This window comes from Hoskinsella mucinilytica (genome assembly GCF_045223415.1).
Classification (GTDB): Bacteria; Bacillota_I; Bacilli_A; order Erysipelotrichales; family Erysipelotrichaceae; genus Hoskinsella; species Hoskinsella mucinilytica.
This window is the reverse complement of record NZ_JBEQZJ010000090.1, coordinates 1-3,488: the sequence shown is the minus strand read 5'-3', so window position 1 is coordinate 3,488 and position 3,488 is coordinate 1. Positions and strand designations below refer to the sequence as shown.

The 3,488-nt window shown below is 30.7% G+C and carries 8 protein-coding genes; 6 read left to right on the top strand and 2 right to left on the bottom strand.

What is annotated here, in order from left to right; translation table 11 throughout:
• Positions 1-21 precede the first annotated feature (21 nt).
• Entirely contained in the window at positions 22-201 is a 180-nt protein-coding gene (locus tag UGRO018_RS17550) for a hypothetical protein (RefSeq protein ID WP_416327809.1), read from the bottom strand.
• Positions 202-394: 193 nt separating this feature from the next.
• On the opposite strand from UGRO018_RS17550, the gene UGRO018_RS17545 reads away from it, so the two are divergent.
• From UGRO018_RS17545 to UGRO018_RS17530, 4 genes are all read left to right on the top strand, one after another.
• Complete coding sequence (locus tag UGRO018_RS17545; RefSeq protein ID WP_416327808.1) at positions 395-871, top strand: hypothetical protein; 477 nt, start codon at positions 395-397, stop codon at positions 869-871.
• A 79-nt stretch (positions 872-950) separates the two neighbouring features.
• Positions 951-1,151, top strand: coding sequence for a DUF1905 domain-containing protein (locus tag UGRO018_RS17540; protein ID WP_416327807.1), 201 nt, complete (start codon positions 951-953; stop codon positions 1,149-1,151).
• Positions 1,152-1,323: 172 nt separating this feature from the next.
• Complete coding sequence (locus UGRO018_RS17535) at positions 1,324-1,902, top strand: DJ-1/PfpI family protein (protein WP_416327806.1); 579 nt, start codon at positions 1,324-1,326, stop codon at positions 1,900-1,902.
• A 51-nt stretch (positions 1,903-1,953) separates the two neighbouring features.
• Entirely contained in the window at positions 1,954-2,325 is a 372-nt protein-coding gene (locus UGRO018_RS17530; RefSeq protein WP_416327805.1) for a pyridoxamine 5'-phosphate oxidase family protein, read from the top strand.
• Between the two features lie 92 nt (positions 2,326-2,417).
• Here UGRO018_RS17530 and UGRO018_RS17525 read toward each other — a convergent pair whose 3' ends face one another.
• Entirely contained in the window at positions 2,418-2,546 is a 129-nt protein-coding gene (locus tag UGRO018_RS17525) for a hypothetical protein (RefSeq protein ID WP_257336324.1), read from the bottom strand.
• Positions 2,547-2,944: 398 nt separating this feature from the next.
• On the opposite strand from UGRO018_RS17525, the gene UGRO018_RS17520 reads away from it, so the two are divergent.
• Both UGRO018_RS17520 and UGRO018_RS17515 read left to right on the top strand, forming a co-directional pair.
• Entirely contained in the window at positions 2,945-3,109 is a 165-nt protein-coding gene (locus UGRO018_RS17520; protein ID WP_416327804.1) for a hypothetical protein, read from the top strand.
• Positions 3,054-3,407 (top strand): type II toxin-antitoxin system RelE/ParE family toxin, encoded by a 354-nt coding sequence (locus UGRO018_RS17515; protein WP_416327803.1) that lies wholly within the window; start codon positions 3,054-3,056, stop codon positions 3,405-3,407. Before UGRO018_RS17520 ends, UGRO018_RS17515 begins: the two co-directional genes overlap by 56 nt.
• The last annotated feature ends 81 nt before the right edge of the window (positions 3,408-3,488 follow it).

Below are 3,488 nucleotides of genomic sequence, written 5' to 3'. Positions count from 1 at the left end.
CGTACCACAAGATATCATCTTTTAGACTTCCTGAATAACAATAGGGCGTAAGCCTCTGCGAATAACTTCAGGGTCACGTAAAAAGCTATCCCAGTGATCAAGAAATACTTTTTGAATGGTAATTTTTTTGGGATGATACATTTTAGAAAATGATTTTGAAGCAACTTTAGAAAGTGGCTTAGCAAGATTATCAGATATCATAAAAAATCAGCCCACTTAATTATAATGTGAACTAATTGTGTTTGTATATATTCAGTTTTTAAATGATGAAGTGTTTTTCTTCATCACTTTTTTATTTAAGGAAATGTTTTTATAGGATTTAGATATGCTATTAAAACAATCCCTATAATGGTATAATATCTCTGTAAATTAGAATTTGGTGGTGAAATAGATAATGACAAAAAGAGAAGAAAATGAATTTTTAAAAAGGATTGAAAATGCAAAGTCAAATAATATATTTGTGCAAGAGGAAATAAATCTTGATAGTCATATTAGAGGGGTTTACGGTTTTTTTGCAATAAAAGATAATGAACAAATTCCTTTTTATGTGGGTAAGTCTATTAATATTTTTAGTAGAATGTTTACGGGACATATATATGATTACTTAAGAGGCGTAAAGAATACAGATGTGCAGAAACGAATGGAAGATTTTCTTACTAAAGGTTATATCATTGAAGTAAGAATACTAAAGAAGGTTAAGTACAATGGAGATAGCTTTATACAAGATGCTAATAGACTTGCATTAGCGGAATTAGAAGAAATAGTTAAGCAACAAGAAAACGGGTATTGTATAACGAAAGATCAACTTTCAGAAGCAGTAAAGAGAGAAGCGGAAGAAAAGGCATGGAACGATGTTTTTGGTAAATCATAACTGAGTTGACACTATAAAATTCCAGTTTGTAGAATTGATAAAGAGTAGTAAAAATTAAAATTTGTAGGAGGGAAAAATTTTGGAAGGTATAGAATATAAATTTTCAGCAAGGCCATTTCAATATTCAACATCAGCGGACATGATTGGTTGGACAATTGTTTTACTTCCTAAAGCCATATCGGTAGAGATAAGAGAAAACTTTAAGTTGCTAGAAGAGGGGTGGGGACGAATGAAGATAACGGCAAAAATCGGTAACAGTGAATGGAAAACTGCTATTTGATTTGACACAAAACAAGATACTTACATGCTTCCACTCAAAGCCGTAATCAGGAAAAAAGAAAATACTGTATTTGATAAAGATGTGGAAATCACTATTTATGTTTAGCTTAAATAAACCCAAGTTTAAATAAATCTTGAAGATTTGTAAAATTCGAATATAAGGAGGGAATGAAGTGAAAGTTTTACTTTTGTGTTTAAACGCCTTTGAAATAATGGAACTAAGTCCCTTTGTAGATGTCATGGGGTGGGCAAATGATGATTTTAATTGTGATATTAAGGTTGAAATATGCGGATTTCATCAAAAAATTTCAGGTACATTTGGAATAACTATTGAGTCTAATATTTTAATAGATCATGTCGATGTTAACCAGTATGATGCTTTGGCTATCCCTGGTGGATTTGAAGAATATGGGTTTTATAAGGAAGCGTATCATGAAAAAACATTGAATTTGATTCGTTCTTTTCATTCGCTTCAAAAACCAATTGCGTCAGTCTGTGTTGCAGCATTTCCATTAGCTCAAAGTGGAATACTAAAAAACAGAAAGGCAACGACTTATCATTTGCGTGGTGGATACAAGAGAAAGGAATTGGAAAATTTCGGTGTCGATCTTGGCGATGAATGGCTAGTTGTCGATGAAAATATCATAACATCTTCATGTCCAAAGACAGCACCAGATGTTGCATTTCAATTATTAGAAATGCTCACCTCACAAGAAAAATGCAATCAAGTAAAGAGAGCAATGGGATATTAGCAAATTCCATTTTATGAAACAGGGAAATTAGAATTTTTGGAGGTGTTCATCATGAGCAAAGTTTATGAGTTTTTAAAAGAATGCGGGTATTTTTATGTTTTAACATACAATGAAGATTTCCCCGCTGGCAGACCTTTTAGTGCAGTTATGGAATATAATAATAAATTGTATATTTCTACAAATAATGAAAACCAAGCACATAAGCAGTTAAGAAAAAATAGTATGATTCAAATATCATCAAAAAAAGATGGGACTAGAGAGTGGCTAAGAGTGGCAGGTTATGCAGTAGAGTGCGATGATTTGAAGTTAAAACAAATGATGTTAGATGAGTGTCCTGTACTTTTAAATCATTTTTCATCAGTACATGATGAAAGGTATTTGCTCTTTGAAGTAAATGTTATAAAGGTTGATTTTCATAAATAGATTTTAGAAAGAATAGAGAGTAGTAAAAATAAAAAATTGTTAATGAATAAATAAGGTTTCTCAAAAATGAGAAACCTTATAGTGTATCAATATTATTTTTTGAGTTGCAAACCATCTTTAAATGCCTCGCCTACTCTTTCACCCACTTTATAATAACCGTGTGTATAAGGATCAAAGGCAATGGCATTCACTAAGGACATATCAATTTGATTATCAATCATAACGTGTTCGTCTGCAGTTACACCTACGACTTTACCAATAACGCCGCATCCATATTCTCCATTTTGATATTTTATGAACTCGCATTCTAAACAAAGCGGGAATTCATTTATAATAGGTGCATCTACGTTTTCAGATTTTATAGCAGTTAAACCGCTATTTTAAAAAAATAATATAAAAGATAAATTCCAGTTTGTAGAAGTTATAAAAATGATGATGTAAGGGAAAAATATGAGGTATTGCATGAAAGACCAAATACTGTCAAAGATGTTAATCTTTTGTTGCAAAATAGAGTAAAAAAAGGAAATAAGCAGCTAGTATGTTAAAATAAGATAAAGTGATTAAAAGTATTTTATAATACATTTGAATGTGTTATATTATAAATAAGGAGATGATTCAGATGAAACCTTTAGAGAATTTGAACTTTGAAAAAAAAGAAGTTGTACATCTTCAAAGCGTTGAAGAAAAATTAGCAGAAGCTGAAAAGGCACTTAAAGAGGGTAAAACATATGCTGAAGAAGATGTCTGGAAGATGTTCAGCAAAAAATATGGATTTGATTTATAATATTCGTTATACTGAGCCAGCAGTATTTGATTTAAATAAAATACTGCTATATCTTACTGGCTACAATAGTTATAACATTGTTGATCGTTTTCAAAAGGAAATTGAAAATAGATTTGAGTCAATCAAGTATCACCCTTACATTTGTCAAGTGGTTTTTGAACAGCATGGTTATAAATATCGTAAAATTATCATCAAAAACTATGTCTTTATATATACCATTGATGAGGAAAATAAAGTCATTAATATTATGCGAATCTTTCATGAATTAGAAGATTATGAAAATAAGTTTGGTAAATAAAACTTAAATCTAGTAAAAGCAGGAGTAATTCTTAACTGAATTGCTCCTTTTATGTACGCCCGACATGGGCGATAACTAGAC

Bases quoted from the DNA above. Each gene is read 5' to 3' on its own strand.
- UGRO018_RS17525 (WP_257336324.1), bottom strand. From the start codon at position 2,546: ATGATTGATAATCAAATTGATATGTCCTTAGTGAATGCCATTGCCTTT.
- UGRO018_RS17515 (WP_416327803.1), top strand. From the start codon at position 3,054: ATGCTGAAGAAGATGTCTGGAAGATGTTCAGCAAAAAATATGGATTTG.
- UGRO018_RS17530 (WP_416327805.1), top strand. From the start codon at position 1,954: ATGAGCAAAGTTTATGAGTTTTTAAAAGAATGCGGGTATTTTTATGTT.
- UGRO018_RS17550 (WP_416327809.1), bottom strand. From the start codon at position 201: ATGATATCTGATAATCTTGCTAAGCCACTTTCTAAAGTTGCTTCAAAA.
- UGRO018_RS17545 (WP_416327808.1), top strand. From the start codon at position 395: ATGACAAAAAGAGAAGAAAATGAATTTTTAAAAAGGATTGAAAATGCA.
- UGRO018_RS17520 (WP_416327804.1), top strand. From the start codon at position 2,945: ATGAAACCTTTAGAGAATTTGAACTTTGAAAAAAAAGAAGTTGTACAT.